Raw genomic sequence first — 16234 nt, forward strand, 5'->3', positions numbered from 1 at the left:
AATGAGAGAACCTCAGATAGATAAGGTCATTGTTCACATGGGTGTCGGTGAAAGTGGTGAACACCTTGTGAATGCTGAAGGTATCTTAAGAGAAATTACCGGACAGACTGTGGTTCGTACATATGCAAAGAAGACCCTTCCTGCATTCAGTATTAAGAAAAGTGAACCAATAGGCTGTAAGGTTACTCTTCGTGGTGATAATGCAGAAAAATTCCTGACAACAGCTCTCTCAATAGTGGAGAAAAGGTTATCAGCTGCCCAGTTTGATAAAAATGGGAATGTTGCATTCGGAATTGAAGAACACACGGATTTTCCAGGAATGAGGTATGATCCTAATATCGGTATCTTTGGTATGGACATAAATGTGATAGTTAATCGTCCAGGGTACAGGATCAGCAAAAGAAGGATTTCCGAAAGAAAAGTTCCTTCAGCGCACAAGATCACAAAAGAAGATACAATTTCGTTCTTCAAGGGTAAGTACTTCGTGGAGGTTGTGTAAATGGTCCAGACTACTAAGCAATTTGGCCGGGGCGCACACGAATGCAAAAGATGCGGAAGAAAGCAAGGCCTTGTAAGGAAATATGATATTTACTTGTGCCGCCACTGTTTCCGTGAGATCGCCCATGACATGGGATTTGAGAAATATACTTGAGGTGAAAAATAATGGTGTTATTAGATCCTCTTGCCGATGCACTTTCCACTATAAAGAATGCAGAGGCAATCGGTAAACAATCATGCACGCTTAAACCGGCATCAAAGCTCATCGGTACGGTCCTTAAAGTGATGCAGGACAGTGGATACCTCGGTGAATTCGAATTCATCGAGGATGGTAAAGCAGGAATCTATGAGGTTAAGCTCATCGGTAAAATAAATAAATGCGGAGCAATAAAGCCACGTTATTCAGTAGGTTCAGTTGATTTCGAGAGATGGGAGAAGCAATTCTTACCAGCTAAGAACTTCGGAACACTTATTCTTACTACCTCTCATGGTGTCATGTCACAGTACGACGCACGTGAGAAGAATATCGGTGGACAGCTTCTGGCATATATATACTGATATGGAGTGGTTCAATGGCTAAAGAGATGAAGAACGTGATTAGCATTCCGGAAGGAGTTACAGTTACTTTCCAGAATGACATCCTTTCCGTATCAGGACCAAAAGGAAAGAACGAGAGATACCTCTGGTATCCTGGAATCGTAATTGAGATTGCAGGCTCTGAGATCATAGTGGATTCCACTTCAACAAAGAAGTCCCACAAGGCTATGATCGGTACATTCTCTTCACATATCAACAATATGATGAAAGGTGTGACCCAAGGGTTTGAATACCGTATGAAGGTTGTTTACTCCCACTTCCCTATGCAGCTGAAGGTCGAGGGTAAGAAAATGCTTATTGGTAACTTCTTGGGTGAGAAGAAAGCAAGATCTGCAAATATCCTCGGTGAAACCAAGGTAAAGGCAGGTGCCGACCAGGTTACCATTACTGGCATAAACAAAGAGGATGTTGGGCAGACAGCAGCCAACATAGAGCAAGCCACGAAGATCAAGAGATTCGATCCCCGCGTATTCCAGGATGGTATCTATATCGTAGAGAAGATATTGTAGGTGATTTGAATGGAAGATAATATCACTAAGTCCTCTTCTGGAACTATGAACTGCGGTGCATCAATGGATGCCGAAGGCAAACGCCTTTTCAATGTTCGGAAGGTCCAGAAGGCAAAGAAGCCCCAGTTCAAGAGGACTGATTGTCACAAGTATAAGAGGCTGGATTCCAACTGGAGAATACCAAGAGGCCAGCACAATAAAAAACGCACTGGATATGTTGCAAAGGGTGCTCACGCTCAGGTGGGCTATGGCAGTCCGGTTCTGGTAAAGGGTTTACACCCTTCCGGTTATTCCGAAGTCATCGTTTCAACAATGAATGATGTTTCATTCCTCGATGCTAATACGATGGCTATTAGGATTGCTGCAAAGGTCGGTGCAAGAAAGAAAGCCATGATACAGGAAAAAGCAGTGTCCATGGGAATAAAGATCCTCAATCCTTCAAGGAGTGAATGAAATGACCGATCTTTCTAACCAGAAGAGGATGGCTGCTGCCATCATGGGCTGTGGTGTACACAGAGTATGGTTGGATCCTGAGGCTGCTGATGATATTGCAGTTGCGATTACAAGAGCAGACCTTCGCGACCTTATCAAGAAAGGAAGCATTGCTGCCGCTAAACCAAAAGGAGTCAGCCGGGGCCGTGCAAGAGTAAGGGATTCCAAGCGCAAGTATGGACATCGCAAGGGACAGGGTTCAAGAAAAGGTACAAAGGGAGCAAGGAATCCACGAAAAGATCAGTGGATAAAAAGAATCCGTGCCATCAGGGCAAAGCTAAAGGAACATCGTGCAGATGGCTCTCTGGACAAATCCACATATTGTAAGATCTATCGTAAAGCAAAAGGTGGAGAATACCGTAGTGTTGCACATATGGAGTCACACCTTGAGTCACAAAAGCTCCTTAAACATGAGGGATGAAGATGATTAACAGAAGCTTTGATATTTTATCCAGGAGGATATGATCATGGCAACAGGGCCCAGATATAAAGTCGCTTTCAGGCGACGAAGGGAAGGACGCACTAATTATCATCAGCGTCTTAAGTTGCTCTTATCAAAAGAAGACCGTGTGGTGGTTCGTAAGAGTTCAAAACATATTCAGGTTCAGCTTATAGCTCCAAAGCCTGAAGGTGATGTTACTCTTTCATCAGCCATATCTACAGAACTCAAGGACTATGGATATGATGCCTCCACAGGTAACACGCCGGCAGCTTATCTTACCGGCCTCTTGTTTGGTTACAAAACTCTAAGCAAGGGATACGATTATGGAATACTTGATATCGGATTACAGGCATCATCACCTGGTTCCCGTGTCTATGCCACTTTAAAAGGCATAGTTGACTCAGGACTAGAGATTCCTCACGATCCATCTGTATTCCCCTCTGATGAAAGGATTAGAGGCGAACATATTGCAGAATATATGGAAGGATCAAATCTGCCGCAACTGTTCGATGCAGTCAAGGAAAAGATCTCTTCTGCTTTCAATTAGGTGATCATATGGCATATCAGTTCGAAGAAGAGGAATGGGTTCCACAAACAAGGCTTGGCAAACTTGTTCAGGAAGGGCAGATCACTTCCATGGACGAGGCAATCGATTCAGGATTGCCTCTTAGGGAATCCAAAATTGTGGATATATTACTCCCCAATCTTGAAGATGAGGTTTTGGACATTAACATGGTCCAGAGGATGACTGACTCCGGCCGTCGTGTTAAGTTTAGAGCTACTGTCATTGTAGGTAATGGCGATGGTTTCGTAGGTCTTGGACAGGCCAAGGACAATCAGGTAGGTCCCGCTATCAGAAAGGCTATTGAGAATGCTAAGATTAATCTGGTACGTGTAAAACGTGGTTGTGGCTCATGGGAATGTGCTTGTGGCCTCAATCATACAGTACCATCTGAAGTAAAGGGTAAAGCGGGAAGTGTCATTGTAGTACTCATCCCTGCACCCAGAGGTCTTGGACTCGCTGCCGGTGGAACTGCAAAGAAAGTGTTGGAGAAGGCAGGTATCAAGGACGTTTGGACACGTACTGAAGGTACCACCAGGACTACACTGAACTTTGCAAAGGCAACTTTCAATGCACTACAGGCTACAGGTACTGTAAGGAGCCCCATCCATATTCGCAGGGAGGAGGCTTGAAATGTACGTACTTGTAAGAATGCGTGGTAATGTAGATGTGAGGGGTACCATACAGGATACTCTTCATATGCTTCGTTTGAACAGGGTGAATCACTGTGTAGTGATCAATGATACTCCTCACAACAAGGGTATGATTCAGATGGTGAAGGACTATGTTGCCTACGGTACAATAGATGCAGCTACTCTTGCAGAGATGCTGAATAATCGTGGTAAGCTCGAAGGCGGAGACAGGCTCACAAATGAGTATCTTTCTCAAAACACCGATTATTCCACAATTGCTGAATTTGCTGAAGCTGTATGTGCAGGTAAAGCTTCACTCAAGGATGTACCTGGGTTGAAACCGGTCTTTAGACTCCATCCACCACGTAAAGGACATGCTGGGATCAAGAAACCAGTTGAGCTTGGAGGCGTACTGGGAAACCACGGAGATAATATCAAAGTCCTCCTGAACCAGATGAGGTAATAATTATGAGCAAGGGCAACACAAAGAAGTTCAGAGGTTCTCGTACTTGCGGTGGAGGCACTCATAAAAACAGACGAGGTGCGGGCAATCGTGGCGGAAGAGGAAGAGCAGGGGTTTGCAAACATCATGCTATCAAAGCTATTCTTCTGGGGTATGCTCAGGGGAAACATGGTTTCACCCGTCCGCCAAAGACTCTAAAACCTGTATCCGTCGTTAATGTAGGCGAACTAGATGAACTAGCAGATGAGTTAGTACTTGATGGTCTGGCCCAGCTGGAAGAAGGCCAATACCGTATTGATCTAACATGCCTTGACATTGACAAGGTGCTTGGTACCGGTAGGGTTACTAAGAAGCTTGCTGTTACAGCCTATGAATTCTCTGGCGTGGCCAGGGAAAAAATAGAAGCTGCAGGCGGCTCATGCTTGGAGCCTTAGAAGTAATGCCAGTTGGCATTACTTATTCCATTTTTGTAATATAACCGGTTATAGGGTGCATCTTTATTAATGTAGACGTATATTTAGGTTTATTAATTAATTATCTCTAAGCATATATTCTGTGTTTACATCTCCCAGCTTAAAGGGTGGAATGATGAGTTTCAAGGAGAGTTTAGACCCCATATTTAAAAAATTGCCTGCAGTTGCAAGTCCAGAAGGCCACGTACATTTCAAAACTAAGGTTATGTGGACGTTAGGCGTACTTGTGCTATACTTTGCACTTGCTAATGTGCCTTTATTTGGATTGTCTGCAGATTCGATAGACTTGTTCGAACAATACCGTGCCTTCTTTGCAGGGGCATCGAATTCACTGATTTTGCTTGGTATCGGTCCCATTGTCACAGCATCAATTGTGCTCCAGTTGCTTGTGGGTGCAGATGTTATTAAATTGGATTTGTCCGATTCTTCTGACCAGGCATTTTTCCAGGGTGCACAGAAATTCATGGTATTTGTGATGATTGTACTGGAAGCTTTGCCCCAGATTATGGGTGGTTATATTCAGCCAGATCTTGATCTTGCTTCTTCCCTTGGTATAAGTGGAAGTATAATTACTCTGATTATTTTCATTCAGATATGTATTGGCGGCGTACTGGTACTTTTCATGGATGAAGTAGTTTCTAAATGGGGTATTGGCTCAGGTGTCGGTCTTTTCATAGTTGCAGGAGTTTCCCAGCAGATAGTTACTGGTCTCTTTAACTGGCAAGCAGATTCTTCTGGTCTCCCCATTGGTTTCCTGCCTAAGTGGATCTATATTATTCAGAACGAGGATCTGGTCACTCTATTCACAACTGGTAATGGACTCCTGTATGTGCTTGTAAGCGGTGGTATTCTCGCCCTTGTAAGTACTGTTATTATATTCTTACTTGTCGTTTATGTTGAAAGTACACGTATTGAGATCCCGTTGGCTCATAGTGCTGTAAGAGGAGCCAGAGGTAAGTTTCCGGTGAAACTAATATACGCATCAGTTCTTCCTATGATCCTTGTGCGTGCACTTCAAGCCAACATTCAGCTAATAGGTCTCTTATTGAGTGGAAGGGGCATTACAATTCTTGGAGAATATGTAGGTTCACAACCTATAAACGGTATTATGTATTATTTTGCACCAATACACAGTCCATATGATTGGATCCCATCTCTTGTAAGGGATTCTTTTTCCAGCATGGGAGCTCCTGTGCCAGCTATCTGGCAAATAGGATTGCATGTCTTTATTGATGCTGTATTTCTTATAGTAGGTGGTGTTGTCTTTGCTCTGTTCTGGATTGAAACTACAGGCATGGGCGCAAAGCAGACAGCTCAGAAGGTTTTCAATTCCGGTATGCAGATTCCAGGTTTCAGAAGAAATGTAGGCAGTATTGAGAAAGTCATGGTCCGCTACATTCCAAAAGTAACTGTCATAGGTGGTGTGTTCATTGGTTTGCTTACACTTATCGCAAGTCTGTTGGGTACTCTTGGAAGCGCAGGTGGAACTGGTCTGCTGCTTACTGTAAGCATTGTATATCGCCTGTACGAGGATATAGCATCAGAACAGATGATGGAAATGCATCCGATGATCAGATCTTTCTTCGGACAGGAATAATGGGGAAATTTCAATGAATATAGTATTATTTGGTCCGCCTGGTGCCGGTAAAGGCACTCAGGCCAAAGAGCTGGCTAAGCATTACACTATACCACATATTTCTACAGGTGATATATTACGTGCTAATGTGAGAGATGGCACAACACTAGGAATAAAGGCCAAGGAATATATGGACAAGGGAGAGCTTGTACCCGATGAAGTATTGATCGGCATAATCAGAGATCGCCTCCAGCAGCCAGATTGTAAATCTGGATATATGTTGGATGGTTACCCACGTACAATTCCCCAGGCAGAAGCCTTAAAAGAAATTTTAGCAACAATTAGTAAACCCCTTGATGTGGTCCTGAATATCGAAGTTCCAGATAAAGAACTCATAGGTAGGTTGAGTGGGCGCAGAATGTGCTCATGTGGAGAAAGTTACCATATGATGTTCAATCCTCCTTTGAAGCAAGGTATATGTGACGCATGTGGTGGTAAACTATACCAGCGCGATGATGACAAGGAAGAGGTTGTTCGCCAAAGGCTTGAGGTATATACAGCCAAAACAAAACCTTTAATTGATTACTATTCCAATATGGGTATCCTTGTTAACATTGATGGAACTGGTTCAGTTGAAGATGTTTTCAGGCAGATATGTGATGTACTTGATTCACATAAGAAATAAAAAGCGAGGATTATTGTGGTAAGTGCTGAATTCAAAAAGAAAGCTGATCATATGCTTTTGGCCTTGGGTTTATCCCTAATGGTTGGAATAATGGTATTAGGTCAGGATTTCAGAGAAGCCCTTGGAGCGGCAGTGGGCATTCTGATGGATCCTCTCGTCAATCTGGTGGGAGAGTCAAACTTTCATCTGATCCTTTTCATAATGGCTGCTATAACAGCTCTTTATGCTTCTCTTATTCAGAAGTATACCATTGATTGGGACCTTATGCGTAATACTCAGGAATCAATGCGTGTGTTCCAGAAAGAGTACAGAGAAGCCCAGATCGCTAATAATACCGCTTTGATGAAAAAGCTCGAGGAACAGAGAACAAAGATGATGGCTGATCAGATGGAAATGTCCAAACAGCAATTCAAACCCATGGCATACATCAGTATCATTTCACTGCCTTTATTCATGTGGGCTTATCATTTTATCTCTGGCCATGCCGGTGCAGCTCTTAATTTTCCTTTCTGGGGACATCAGGTGCTTACAGACAAAGCATTTGGTCCAATCCAATACTGGATCTTCTGGTATTTCATAATCTCTCTTGCTGTCAGCCAGTTGATTAGAAAAGCTTTGGATGTTGGTGGAGTATAATGATCGTAACTGTTAGTGGGCTGCCGGGCAGCGGTACCACTACTGTTTCTACTTTACTTGCTAAACGCTATGCAATGGAAATGATTTCTGCAGGAGAAGTATTCCGCACTCTTGCAAAAGAGAGGGGTGTTTCTTTGGCTGAATTTGGCGAAATGGCAGAAAAGGACGATTCTATTGATATTCAGATCGACAAACGTCAGCAGGAAATAGCAGCTACTAGAGATAATATTATATTGGAAGGCAGACTTGCAGGCCATATGGCTCCTCTTGCGCTCAAGGTATGGCTGAAAGCACCTGTTGAAGTGCGTGTTCAAAGAATCGTTGGCCGTGAAAGCACTTCTTTTGGACAAGCTATGAAAGAAACTCTAGAACGAGAAGCTTCAGAGTCTTTAAGATATCGTGAGATTCACGGTATTGATATAGGTGATTTATCAATTTATGACCTTGTCATAGATTCAAACAGATGGAATCAGTTTCAGATTGTTCATGTTATATCTTCGGGTATAGATGCTTTTATGAATAAAGGGGGAGAGCGGACAGTTGAAAGCTCCTGATTCATCTTCTTTTTTGGAAAGTGATCACATTGAACTTCTCCATAAAACAAAAGCATTTACTGACCCTTCTTATGGATGTCCACCTAACATGCGCCCCATAGAACGGCATTTGCTTATGGGTGTGATCAATCTCAACAAACCAAGTGGCCCAACAAGCCATGAGGTCACTGCGTGGGTAAAATCTATTCTGGGTCTTCAGCGAGCAGGTCATTCTGGTTCTCTTGACCCGGGTGTGACTGGCTTGCTTCCAATAATGTTAGGGAAGGCCACAAAGACAGTATCCGCACTTCGCCTTTCCGGGAAAGAATACGTATGTCTCATGCGGTTGCATGATATTATCCCTGAACGAAATATCCGGAAAGTCTGCTCAGAATTTACAGGCCCTATCTATCAGATGCCTCCTGTGATCTCTGCGGTAAAACGTTCCATACGTGTAAGAAATATCTATTATCTCGATGTGCTGGAGATAGATGGTCCTCTGGTATTGATGAGAGTTGGTTGTGAAGCAGGCACATATATACGAAAGCTTTGCCACGATATAGGTCTTGCATTAGGCTGCGGGGCACACATGCAGCAACTCATCAGAACAAGGACAGGGCCATTCAACGAGGATACTGCCGTAACAATGCAGGAATTGAAAGATGCTTTTGTTTTCTGGAAGGAAGAAGGCCGTGAAGATGAATTACGAAGGGTAGTAAGGCCTATGGAAGAAGGTTTATCGCATCTTCCCAAAATTATAGTGAGGGACAGTGCTGTGGATGCGCTCTGCCATGGTGCTTCTCTTGCAGTGCCGGGAGTAGCAAGCCTTGATCCTGGAATAAAGCAGGGACAGCAGATATGTATCTTTTCACTAAAAGGTGAAGCGGTAGCAATAGCTACAGCAAAGATGGATTCTGCCAGCATTATGGATGCAACCAATGGGCTGGTAGCACGCACCGAAAGAGTAATAATGGATGTGGATGTTTACCCTAAATGCTGGCACAGGCGAAATGCCGAGGTAGTCTAGTGGTAGGGCGCAAGCCTGGAAAGCTTGTGGGGCTTCAGCCCCTCGGGAGTTCGAATCTCCCCCTCGGCGCTATATTCTAAGTTCGATGCTCAATTTACTTTCACTTCGCTTGGATAGAATATTTTAAAAGTATAAGCGAAGTGAAAGGGCATGACACTTTACAACATTGACAAGAAGCTTGCTTCTCAGGAAGACAGAATCCGTACTGCTAAGTATAGTGAATCGAACAAAGAGTTAATTTTCAAGTTCGGGAGATATCTTTTTCTTGAAGGTCTTACCAAGGTAAGGGTACTGAAGTATCTGAACCAGCTGAATCTTATTGCTGAGAATTTTGATTTTGAATTCAAGGAAGCCACCAGGGATGATATTGAATTTGTTGTTGAGATGATCATTAAGTCTAATCGTAGTGAAGCAACAAAGTATGATTATCATATCACTCTCAAGCGTTTCTTCAGGTGGATTAACAAGGGGAAAGATCCGGAATGTACGGAATGGCTAAAGTTCAAGCACAAGAATGATTTCAAGTTGCCTGAGGAGATGCTGACAGAAGCAGAGATCAAGCAGATGATTGAGACTGCCGTACATCCCAGAGACAAGGCACTCATAGCAACTTTTTGGGATGCTGGAGGACGTACCGGGGAGATCGGAGAGCTCAAGATAAAGCATCTGGTCTTTGATAAATATGGAGTGGTAATGGTAGTTGATGGTAAGACCGGTATGAGAAGAGTAAGGCTTATTTTCAGTGCTCCATACCTTGCATCATGGCTGGATATTCATCCTGAAAAGCATAATCCTGATGCTTATCTTTGGGTAGGGATAGGACAAAGAGGCAGGAGCAAACAGCTGAACTATTCGGCTATCAGGATGCTTATTAAGAGACTTGCGGAGAAGGCAGGTATCAAGAAGAGGGTTTATAATCATCTTTTCAGGCATTCCAGGAGCACAGACCTTGCACAATATCTTACTGAAGCTCAGATGAAGGAACATCTTGGATGGACGCAGAGTTCCAAGATGGCTGCAACTTATGTGCATCTCTCAGGTAAGCAGATAGACCAGGCCATTTTAAAGATGTACGGGATTGTCGATGAAAAAGAGCTTAAGCCCGAGCTTACGGCTATGGAATGCCCACGCTGTAAGCACATGAACGGTTCAACTTCGGGTTTCTGTTCCCGATGTGGTATGGCCCTTAGTATTGAAATTGCCGTTGACATCGAGAAAAAGCGGTCTGACATTGCCATGGCTTTGATGGAACTCGTGGAGAAAGAGCCAGAAATTGCGAAGATATTGAGGGAGAGTGTGTGAGGAATATCCCTCACTATTTATTTTGATTAGCATTTTTTTGGTTTTTATACTTTCAGGTTCTTATCCATTAGATGAGGTTAGTTCGGACTTCATAACCATTATTAGTCTTCCTTCTTAACTTATTTATACCAATAAATGATACATTCTAAAGTTCATCAATTCTTATTATTGAGGATTCCTCATGCCTGACCTCAGCGAATTCAAGACAAGGAAAAAATTTATTGATCCGTTGTTAGTTACCGCTGGTTGGGATATTGTACACTATTCTGATATCAAAGAGCTGAAGGATCACAACAAATTTGCAATCGAGGAATATCCTACTGACAATGGTCCTGTTGATTATGCTCTGTGTGTGGATGGGAAAATACTTGGAGTTGTGGAGGCAAAGAAGGTCACTCTGGGTCCGCAGAACGTGTTGACCCAGGCAGAGAGGTATGCACGCGGGCTTCCTGAAAATCCCTTTAATTATGATGGTTTCAGGGTTCCTTTTTTGTATTCGACAAATGGAAAAGAAATCTGGCATCATGATGTTCGCCATCCCCTTAACCGTTCAAGGAGGATATCGGGATTCCATACTCCTGAAGCTTTGCTGGAAAGGCTGAATTACGATTTTGAAAATATTAAGGATAGATTCTTTGAAGTGCCTGATAACGAAAGGATGAGACCGTATCAGGCAGATGCATGTGATGCCATAGGCAGGGCCATCGCTGACAGGAAACGAACAATGATGATCGCAATGGCCACAGGGACCGGGAAGACGTTCATGATCGTCAACCTCATCTACCGCCTGATGAAGGCGGGTGTGGCAAAGAGGGTTTTGTTCCTGGTTGACAGAAGGGCACTTGCAGCACAGGCTGTCCGGGCTTTTTCATCCTTTGAAACCGAGCAGGGCTTGAAATTCGATAAAACCTATGAGGTTTACAGTCAGCGGTTCCAGCGGGGAGATTTTGATGAGGGTGAATCGTTCGATGTAAGTGTGATGCCAGGATCTTACCTCGAAAATCCAAAACGTGAACATAGTTTCGTATATGTCTCTACTATCCAGAGGATGACCATCAACCTCTTCGGTAAAACTTCAGTGTTCTCAAGCTGTGATGAATCTGAAGAAGAGGATGCAATGCAACTCAATATTCCCATTCATGCCTTTGATCTTATAATCGCTGATGAATGCCATAGAGGTTATTCTGCACAGGAAATATCTACATGGAGGCAGACCCTCGATCACTTTGATGCCATCAAAGTTGGGCTTACAGCTACCCCAGCAGCTCATACCTCTGCATATTTTAGGGATATTGTGTTCAAGTACGGGTATGAACAGGCCGTAAGGGATGGATATCTGGTTGATTATGATATCGTGGCACTGGAATCCGGAGTGCGTATGAATGGGATATTCCTGCATGAGGGTGAGACCGTAGAGGTCATCGATCCTGAGACCGGCCAGCGGGAGATCGATATGCTTGAGGATGAACGTGAGTTCTCTGCTGAAAAGATAGAAAAAGAAATCACGTCCATTGATTCCAACAGGAAGATCCTGAAGGAGATCAAGCGGTATGCAGATGAGCACGAAGAAAGATACGGGCGTTTTCCCAAGACCCTTATCTTTGCTGTACAGGACCTAGCACATACATCCCATGCTGATCAGATCGTTGATCTTGCCAGGGATGTTTTCGGCAGGGGAGATGCCTTTGTCCAGAAGATCACAGGTAAGGTTGACCGGCCTTTACAGAGGATCAGGGAGTTCAGGAACAGGAAAGAGCCTGGCATTGCTGTGACCGTTGATCTGCTCTCCACAGGGGTCGATATACCTGATCTGGAGTATATCGTATTTTTGCGCTCAGTCAAATCCCGTATCCTCTTTGAGCAGATGATGGGCCGGGGTACCCGTAAAGGTGAGCACTACCCTGATAAATCGCATTTTGTGGTCTTTGATTGCTTTGCAGGTAGTCTTATTGAGTATTTCAGGTCGGTTACAGGTGTCACGGCTGAACCGCCTGCCAAGGAAGTAAAGCCCATTGCCAGGGTCATCGATGATATCTGGAATAACCGGGACCGTGCCTATAATGTCCGCATTCTTACAAAGCGGCTTAACAGGATCGATAAGGAGATGAGCGGAGAAGCCCGGGATATGTTCAGCGCATTTATAGAAAAAGGTGATCTGAAGCGGTTTGCTGTTTCGCTTGAAAGACGGCTTTCCGAGGATTTCACCGGTACAATGGCGATCCTGAGAGACAAGGATTTCCTAAACCTGCTTGAAAATTACCCTCGTCCTCCGCGAACTTTCATTGTGGACTATGAGACCGTGGATGAAGTATCATCCACCTTTATCATAAGGGATGCTTCAGGTAACGACTACAAGCCTGATGATTATCTGACCATGTTCTCGGAATTTGTGAAAGAGAATCCTGAAAAGATAGCTGCGATCAGTATCCTTCTGGACCGGCCTCAGGAATGGAGCACGGAAGCACTTGAAGAGCTGAAACATAAACTTACATCATCCCAGCAGCGTTTTACTATTGAGAATTTGCAAAGAGCTCATAAAGTGAAGTATAACAAGGCTCTCGTGGACATTATTTCTATGATCAAGCATGCTGCGCGGGAAGAAGAGTCATTGCTTACGGCTGAGGAGCGGGTCAGTAGTGCTTTTGACAAAGTGACCATGGGCAAAAGCTTTACTTCAGATCAGCAGCTATGGCTTGAGCGTATCAGATCACATCTGGTGGCTAACCTCTCCATTGATAAAGAGGACTTTGATTATATTCCGGTGTTTGCCGATTACGGCGGTTGGAACAAGGCCAACCGTGTTTTTGCAGGTACACTTCCGGACCTGATCTCAGAATTTAACAGCGCGGTTGCAGCATGAGCGATATAGTACAGAAATTATGGGGTTTTTGCCATACTTTACGGCATGAAGGTATTGATTACGGGGATTATATCGAGCAGATCACGTACCTGCTGTTCCTGAAGATGGCTGATGAGCGGGAAATCGAGCTTCCTGAAAAATGTGACTGGCAATCCCTGAAAGAGCATTCAGGGACCGAACTTATTGAGCATTATACTGATGCACTGCGTACTCTGGGTAAGCAGGACGGTTTGCTGGGAGATATCTTTGCGGGTGCTCTCTCACGGTTCCATAACCCTGTGAGCCTGAAGAAGATCATCTCGCTTATCGATGAAACCGAGTGGACGGGACTGGATATTGATGTTAAGGCCATGGCTTTTGAGGGGTTGCTGGAAAAAGCTGCAAGCGAGGGTAAGAAAGGTGCAGGACAGTATTTCACTCCGCGTATTGTTATCCAGATGATCGTCAGATGTATGCAACCAGATCCACGGAGTAAGAGAGATTTCTCTGTCATGGACCCGGCGTGCGGTACTGGTGGTTTTCTGGTGTGTGCTTATGAATGGCTCAAGGAGATGACCTCAGGCGGAGCTCTGGACCGTGATCTGGCGAAGCTTATCCGCCACAGTACGTATTTCGGGCAGGAGCTTGTGGAGCGACCACGCAGGCTGGCTTTAATGAACCTGTATTTACATGGCATTGAGCCTGAAATAAAGCTGGGGGATTCCATATATGAGATACCGGAATCCAAAAAGTTCGATGTGGTGCTTACCAATCCTCCCTTCGGGACGAAGGGTGCGAACCAGTCTCCGGGACGTGAGGATTTCGTGGTGGAGACTTCCAACAAGCAGCTCAATTTCATCCAGCATGTGATGACCATCCTTAAACCCGGTGGCAGGGCTGCTATTGTGGTGCCTGACAATGTGCTGTTTGCCGATCAGGCAGGTGAGGTGTTCAAGGTGCTGTGCGAGGACTGCGATCTGCACACTGTACTCCGGTTGCCTGATGGCACTTTTACCCCGTATTCTCCGGGTACTAAAACCAATGTGATCTTCTTTACCAAGGGCATTCCCACGGACCAGACGTGGGTGTATGACTGCCGGACCAATGTGCCCAAGATTACCAAGAAGGACCGTCCGCTTACGCGGGAGCATTTCTCACAGTTTGAGAAATGTTTTGGTAATGATCCTAATGGCAGAGCAAAGCGTGATGAAAAGGATTCACCTGAAGACCGCTGGCGTAAGTTCCATATCTCTGAGCTTAAAGGACGGGATTACAAGGTAGATTCTCTCAAGTGGTTGAGGGATGAATCCCTGAGTGATACCGATGATATGCCTGATCCGGTGGAACTTGCCTCCGAGGCTATCGATGAGCTTGAGGCTGCTGTGGGTGAGCTGAATGCTATTCTGGATCTGATGGGGAACGGGTATGCAGCAGAATGAACTGCCGGAGGGGTGGATTGTAACTGAAGTTTCCAACATTGGAGATATAATTACAGGGAAAACTCCACCTAAAGAAGACAAAACCCTTTTTGGTGGTGAAATCCCTTTTTTCAAACCTAGCGATTTGAATAAAGGGTACTTTGTGGAGAGTTCCCAAGATAGTCTTACAAAGAAGGGACTTGAATACGTAAGGATGCTTCCACCTTTAACAGTAATGGTAACATGTATTGGTGCAACTATTGGAAAAGCGGGTTTATCAAGAGTTGAAGGAACTACAAATCAACAGATAAATTCTATTGTCACAAGACAAGATAAAATCTCACCCAAATGGCTATATCACGTTTTTACAAGTGAATGGATGCAATCTGAGATACAACAAAGGTCCTCAGTAACCACCCTTCCTATAATAAACAAAAGCAGATTTAGTAAATTACCAATTCCTATTCCACCCCTCCCCGAACAGCACCGCATCGTTGCAGCCATCGAGGCACTTTTCGCGCGGCTGGATGCGACTAACGAGCGGCTTGACAGGGTGCCAGGGATCATGAAGACTTTCAGGCAGGCGGTGCTGGCTGCTGCGTGTGATGGGAGGCTGACAGAGGATTGGAGGAAAGAAAACCCCAGTGTTAAGAATTCTGATGACTACCTGAGGGAAGTTATTGATTTTAGAATTAAGTGCTCAAAGAAGGATGAACTGAAATTTGAAAATATATCTGAATTAGATTTATGTGATTTATCAGAACTACCAGACTCTTGGTTATGGGTTCCTTCAAATGTAATATTTTCTTATGTTACAAGCGGTTCCCGAGGCTGGGCTAAATATTATTCTGATGCCGGCTCAATATTTTTAAGAATCGGAAATTTGGATCGAAATTCAATATACTTGCAATTAAAAGATATTCAGCGGGTAACTCCCCCTGATAATGCAGAAGGTAAAAGGACACGCATTCAGAAGGATGATATTCTAGTTTCAATTACTGCTGACATTGGAAGTATTGGGTATATTTGTGAAGAACTTGGTGATGCGTATATCAATCAACATATTGCTTTAGCAAGACCAGTTCAAAACCTAAATCCTAAATACATTGCATATTTTTTGCATTCGCAAACAGGTGGCAAAAAGCAATTTGAAAAACTTCATCGTGGTGCCACAAAAATAGGACTTGGATTAGATGATATACGATCAATTGCAGTTCCACTCCCTCCTCTCCCCGAACAACAGGAGATAGTCCGGCGGGTCGATGCGCTCTTTGATTTTGCTGATTCCATTGAAGCGAAGGTGGCGGTGGCAAGGGAGAAGACGGAGAGATTGAGGCAGTCCATTCTTTCAAAGGCGTTCTCAGGGGAACTTGTGCCTACGGAGGCTGAGCTTGCCAGGCAGGAGGGCAGGGAGTATGAGAGTGCAGAGAAGTTGCTAGAGAGGATTAAAAGAGAAGGGAAAAGTAGCAAAAAATAAATGCTCGTGGGATGCTTGGATTTTAGTTAATCATTTGTGTTTTGTAACTTATGAATGCCAAATTGAATTTAAT

At 44.2% G+C, this 16234-nt stretch carries 19 protein-coding genes and 1 tRNA gene; all 20 read left to right on the forward strand.

Annotated features, from left to right (window positions below; translation table 11 throughout):
• The first annotated feature begins 1 nt into the window (after position 1).
• Complete coding sequence (locus ACC612_RS03340) at positions 2-499, forward strand: 50S ribosomal protein L5 (RefSeq protein WP_371853389.1); 498 nt, start codon at positions 2-4, stop codon at positions 497-499.
• Positions 500-652 (forward strand): 30S ribosomal protein S14, encoded by a 153-nt coding sequence (locus tag ACC612_RS03345; RefSeq protein WP_015325345.1) that lies wholly within the window; start codon positions 500-502, stop codon positions 650-652.
• Positions 653-663: 11 nt separating this feature from the next.
• Entirely contained in the window at positions 664-1056 is a 393-nt protein-coding gene (locus ACC612_RS03350; protein WP_371853058.1) for a 30S ribosomal protein S8, read from the forward strand.
• 14 nt (positions 1057-1070) lie between these two features.
• Positions 1071-1604 (forward strand): 50S ribosomal protein L6, encoded by a 534-nt coding sequence (gene rpl6p, locus ACC612_RS03355; protein ID WP_371853059.1) that lies wholly within the window; start codon positions 1071-1073, stop codon positions 1602-1604.
• 9 nt (positions 1605-1613) lie between these two features.
• Positions 1614-2057 (forward strand): 50S ribosomal protein L32e, encoded by a 444-nt coding sequence (locus tag ACC612_RS03360; RefSeq protein ID WP_371853060.1) that lies wholly within the window; start codon positions 1614-1616, stop codon positions 2055-2057.
• A 1-nt stretch (position 2058) separates the two neighbouring features.
• Positions 2059-2517 (forward strand): 50S ribosomal protein L19e, encoded by a 459-nt coding sequence (locus ACC612_RS03365; RefSeq protein WP_371853061.1) that lies wholly within the window; start codon positions 2059-2061, stop codon positions 2515-2517.
• Positions 2518-2563: 46 nt separating this feature from the next.
• Positions 2564-3085 carry a 50S ribosomal protein L18 gene (locus ACC612_RS03370; RefSeq protein ID WP_371853062.1) on the forward strand — a complete coding sequence of 174 codons (522 nt, stop codon included), beginning with the start codon at positions 2564-2566 and terminating at the stop codon, positions 3083-3085.
• Positions 3086-3093: 8 nt separating this feature from the next.
• On the forward strand, positions 3094-3732 hold the full coding sequence (locus ACC612_RS03375) for a 30S ribosomal protein S5 (RefSeq protein ID WP_371853063.1): 639 nt from the start codon (positions 3094-3096) through the stop codon (positions 3730-3732).
• 1 nt (position 3733) lies between these two features.
• The gene (locus ACC612_RS03380; protein ID WP_371853064.1) at positions 3734-4195 is read left to right on the forward strand and encodes a 50S ribosomal protein L30; all 462 of its coding nucleotides are present in this window, start codon (positions 3734-3736) and stop codon (positions 4193-4195) included.
• Between the two features lie 5 nt (positions 4196-4200).
• A complete protein-coding gene (locus ACC612_RS03385; RefSeq protein WP_371853065.1) occupies positions 4201-4629 on the forward strand; it encodes an uL15m family ribosomal protein in 429 nt (142 codons plus the stop codon).
• Between the two features lie 154 nt (positions 4630-4783).
• A complete protein-coding gene (gene secY / locus ACC612_RS03390) occupies positions 4784-6265 on the forward strand; it encodes a preprotein translocase subunit SecY (RefSeq protein WP_371853066.1) in 1482 nt (493 codons plus the stop codon).
• Positions 6266-6278: 13 nt separating this feature from the next.
• Positions 6279-6929, forward strand: a complete 651-nt coding sequence (locus tag ACC612_RS03395; RefSeq protein ID WP_371853067.1) for an adenylate kinase — start codon at positions 6279-6281, stop codon at positions 6927-6929.
• A gap of 15 nt (positions 6930-6944) precedes the next feature.
• Positions 6945-7565, forward strand: a complete 621-nt coding sequence (locus tag ACC612_RS03400; protein WP_371853068.1) for a DUF106 domain-containing protein — start codon at positions 6945-6947, stop codon at positions 7563-7565.
• Positions 7565-8119: a (d)CMP kinase gene (gene cmk, locus ACC612_RS03405; RefSeq protein ID WP_371853069.1), complete on the forward strand. Its 555-nt coding sequence runs from the start codon at positions 7565-7567 to the stop codon at positions 8117-8119. Before ACC612_RS03400 ends, cmk begins: the two co-directional genes overlap by 1 nt.
• Positions 8106-9125: an RNA-guided pseudouridylation complex pseudouridine synthase subunit Cbf5 gene (locus ACC612_RS03410; RefSeq protein WP_371853070.1), complete on the forward strand. Its 1020-nt coding sequence runs from the start codon at positions 8106-8108 to the stop codon at positions 9123-9125. The genes cmk and ACC612_RS03410 overlap by 14 nt, the downstream gene beginning before the upstream one ends.
• Positions 9111-9194, forward strand: a tRNA-Ser gene (locus ACC612_RS03415). The genes ACC612_RS03410 and ACC612_RS03415 overlap by 15 nt, the downstream gene beginning before the upstream one ends.
• A gap of 81 nt (positions 9195-9275) precedes the next feature.
• Complete coding sequence (locus ACC612_RS03420) at positions 9276-10427, forward strand: tyrosine-type recombinase/integrase (RefSeq protein WP_371853071.1); 1152 nt, start codon at positions 9276-9278, stop codon at positions 10425-10427.
• 181 nt (positions 10428-10608) lie between these two features.
• Positions 10609-13287 (forward strand): type I restriction-modification enzyme R subunit C-terminal domain-containing protein, encoded by a 2679-nt coding sequence (locus ACC612_RS03425; RefSeq protein WP_371853072.1) that lies wholly within the window; start codon positions 10609-10611, stop codon positions 13285-13287.
• The gene (locus ACC612_RS03430; RefSeq protein WP_371853073.1) at positions 13284-14705 is read left to right on the forward strand and encodes an N-6 DNA methylase; all 1422 of its coding nucleotides are present in this window, start codon (positions 13284-13286) and stop codon (positions 14703-14705) included. Before ACC612_RS03425 ends, ACC612_RS03430 begins: the two co-directional genes overlap by 4 nt.
• Positions 14692-16161, forward strand: a complete 1470-nt coding sequence (locus ACC612_RS03435) for a restriction endonuclease subunit S (protein ID WP_371853074.1) — start codon at positions 14692-14694, stop codon at positions 16159-16161. Before ACC612_RS03430 ends, ACC612_RS03435 begins: the two co-directional genes overlap by 14 nt.
• Positions 16162-16234 lie beyond the last annotated feature (73 nt).

The sequence above is a fragment of the Methanomethylovorans sp. genome (assembly GCF_041447285.1).
GTDB lineage: Archaea > Halobacteriota > Methanosarcinia > Methanosarcinales > Methanosarcinaceae > Methanomethylovorans.

What these genes read in the sequence shown, in the direction of transcription:
- ACC612_RS03340 (WP_371853389.1), top strand. Translation starts at nt 2, where the DNA reads ATGAGAGAACCTCAGATAGATAAGGTCATTGTTCACATGGGTGTCGGT.
- ACC612_RS03345 (WP_015325345.1), top strand. Translation starts at nt 500, where the DNA reads ATGGTCCAGACTACTAAGCAATTTGGCCGGGGCGCACACGAATGCAAA.
- ACC612_RS03350 (WP_371853058.1), top strand. Translation starts at nt 664, where the DNA reads ATGGTGTTATTAGATCCTCTTGCCGATGCACTTTCCACTATAAAGAAT.
- rpl6p (WP_371853059.1), top strand. Translation starts at nt 1,071, where the DNA reads ATGGCTAAAGAGATGAAGAACGTGATTAGCATTCCGGAAGGAGTTACA.
- ACC612_RS03360 (WP_371853060.1), top strand. Translation starts at nt 1,614, where the DNA reads ATGGAAGATAATATCACTAAGTCCTCTTCTGGAACTATGAACTGCGGT.
- ACC612_RS03365 (WP_371853061.1), top strand. Translation starts at nt 2,059, where the DNA reads ATGACCGATCTTTCTAACCAGAAGAGGATGGCTGCTGCCATCATGGGC.
- ACC612_RS03370 (WP_371853062.1), top strand. Translation starts at nt 2,564, where the DNA reads ATGGCAACAGGGCCCAGATATAAAGTCGCTTTCAGGCGACGAAGGGAA.
- ACC612_RS03375 (WP_371853063.1), top strand. Translation starts at nt 3,094, where the DNA reads ATGGCATATCAGTTCGAAGAAGAGGAATGGGTTCCACAAACAAGGCTT.
- ACC612_RS03380 (WP_371853064.1), top strand. Translation starts at nt 3,734, where the DNA reads ATGTACGTACTTGTAAGAATGCGTGGTAATGTAGATGTGAGGGGTACC.
- ACC612_RS03385 (WP_371853065.1), top strand. Translation starts at nt 4,201, where the DNA reads ATGAGCAAGGGCAACACAAAGAAGTTCAGAGGTTCTCGTACTTGCGGT.
- secY (WP_371853066.1), top strand. Translation starts at nt 4,784, where the DNA reads ATGAGTTTCAAGGAGAGTTTAGACCCCATATTTAAAAAATTGCCTGCA.
- ACC612_RS03395 (WP_371853067.1), top strand. Translation starts at nt 6,279, where the DNA reads ATGAATATAGTATTATTTGGTCCGCCTGGTGCCGGTAAAGGCACTCAG.
- cmk (WP_371853069.1), top strand. Translation starts at nt 7,565, where the DNA reads ATGATCGTAACTGTTAGTGGGCTGCCGGGCAGCGGTACCACTACTGTT.
- ACC612_RS03420 (WP_371853071.1), top strand. Translation starts at nt 9,276, where the DNA reads ATGACACTTTACAACATTGACAAGAAGCTTGCTTCTCAGGAAGACAGA.
- ACC612_RS03425 (WP_371853072.1), top strand. Translation starts at nt 10,609, where the DNA reads ATGCCTGACCTCAGCGAATTCAAGACAAGGAAAAAATTTATTGATCCG.
- ACC612_RS03430 (WP_371853073.1), top strand. Translation starts at nt 13,284, where the DNA reads ATGAGCGATATAGTACAGAAATTATGGGGTTTTTGCCATACTTTACGG.
- ACC612_RS03435 (WP_371853074.1), top strand. Translation starts at nt 14,692, where the DNA reads ATGCAGCAGAATGAACTGCCGGAGGGGTGGATTGTAACTGAAGTTTCC.